The sequence below is a fragment of the Streptomyces sp. NPDC016469 genome, from assembly GCF_040632905.1.
GTDB lineage: Bacteria > Actinomycetota > Actinomycetes > Streptomycetales > Streptomycetaceae > Streptomyces.
Genome location: NZ_JBEYCQ010000104.1, coordinates 1 through 1714 on the forward strand (window position 1 = coordinate 1; position 1714 = coordinate 1714).

Below are 1714 nucleotides of genomic sequence, written 5' to 3' on the forward strand. Positions count from 1 at the left end.
AATAAATCTGATTCTTCTCTTAGCTTTCCAGCTACCGCTAAACCTTCATAAAGAGAACCATCTTTCGCGTTATTGAAGGCTTTAATTAATCCCTCCTTGGTCATATCTTGAATCCAGAGACGTTTTAAGGGCTTATTTACCCCACTCAACTTGTAAATCTTACGGAAGATGTGTTCACCTTCCCTTGCTGCATCTGTGGCGATATAAATAAGGTCTGATTGTTTCATAAGACTTGTGACTGTTTTAAATTGCTTCTTTACTCCTGGATTTTCAATAACAGTTAAAGGAATATCTTTAATGAAAAAAGGCAACGTACTAACATTCCCTTTCCAGCCCCAATCCTCATTAATAGATTCAGGTTTAACGCAGCTCACAAGATGGCCGAAAGCAAATGTATAGATCTTTCCATCATTCCCTACATAATGCCCTTCTCCTTCTTTATAACCGCCTGATAATGCTGTTGCTAAATCCCTCGCAACACTTGGTTTTTCACAAACAAAAAGTTGACTCATTATTTTTTCCTCCAATTTTTCCATATAATATTGTGAGAATATATATCTTAATTACTTATGGTCATAGGTATTTAGATAAAAAGAAAAAGCATTCTTTTAAGAATGCTTTTTCTCTTCTATTTTACAAATACCTTTTACATTTCATTTAGTTGTTTTATGGCACTCCAATAACTATTTACTGCTATTTCTACGTCACTTGCTGATGGAAAATTAGCAATGAAGGCTAAATATTTTTTCCCTTCATATACAAATATTTCGTCCTCTTTATACCCATTTTCTTCTTCAGATGAAATTTCACGGTGAACTAAATAATTATCATTGGTATGTTGAATTAAATAATTATTAGGTTCTAAACCACTCTTTGAATAGAAAAATTTGGGTGGAATCATTTCTTTAATTTCTCCTTCTTTCATGCCTATCACTATCCTTATTCAAAAATGATTTCATTAACATAACAACAAATTATTCCGAATAACACGATTATTTATTTTGGTAATGCTGCTTTTTCCATCTTTTATAATATTTGTCCGCAAAGAATGTAGAATGAAGTTTAGTAGGAAATGAAGTCAAAACCACGGTTTCTTTCATGTGTAAAATATTTTTATTTATGTCCATGTAGTTAATCGTGCGATTCTTATTAATAAGATCTGATTCTTCTACACTGGTATATACACGAATTGTTGATAAATCATTACTTCTACTTAATGTTTGTTCGGTTGAGAATAAGTTTCCTCTATCTACCTCAAACAGAATATCGATATCATGAATAATCTCTTTACCATTTCCAAGTTTCCAATGGTAGCAAATACTTTTTTCTTTAGGAAATTCATCTTCAGAAGCAATAATCGGATAAAATCCAGTTGTGAATTTTTCTTTCCCTATCTTTGTTCCTGCTACTATATACCGCTTGTTTGGATAGGGTCTATTAAGAAATATAGGTTGCTCTGGAAGATCGATTCCTTTTATGATAAGTTCTACTTCTTCCCACATATCTTCAGCAGGTAAAAATAGTTTGGGTGATAAATGGAAAAGAAAATCATTGTTGTTAGGTATTAAACCATATTTATCCAACATGTAATTATGATACGCTTCTGTTACTTCTTGTATTGATTTTTCTGTAAAATACAAGTCTTCGATTTGATTTAAATTTCTTTTTTGATAAAACATTCCTGCAACATGAATAGGATTAAAGTCAGTTTCAT

At 31.5% G+C, this 1714-nt stretch carries 3 protein-coding genes; all 3 read right to left on the bottom strand.

Going from position 1 to position 1714, the window contains the following annotated elements; translation table 11 throughout:
* On the bottom strand, nt 1-536 hold a 536-nt coding region (locus tag ABZ565_RS35480; RefSeq protein WP_361036447.1), incomplete at its 3' end, for a toprim domain-containing protein.
* A 110-nt stretch (nt 537-646) separates the two neighbouring features.
* Nucleotides 647-925 (bottom strand): hypothetical protein, encoded by a 279-nt coding sequence (locus ABZ565_RS35485; RefSeq protein WP_360451396.1) that lies wholly within the window; start codon nt 923-925, stop codon nt 647-649.
* A 67-nt stretch (nt 926-992) separates the two neighbouring features.
* On the bottom strand, nt 993-1714 hold a 722-nt coding region (locus ABZ565_RS35490), incomplete at its 5' end, for a hypothetical protein (RefSeq protein ID WP_361036450.1).

Excerpts from the sequence above, each read along its gene's own strand:
- ABZ565_RS35485 (WP_360451396.1), bottom strand. The coding sequence starts at position 925 with ATGAAAGAAGGAGAAATTAAAGAAATGATTCCACCCAAATTTTTCTAT.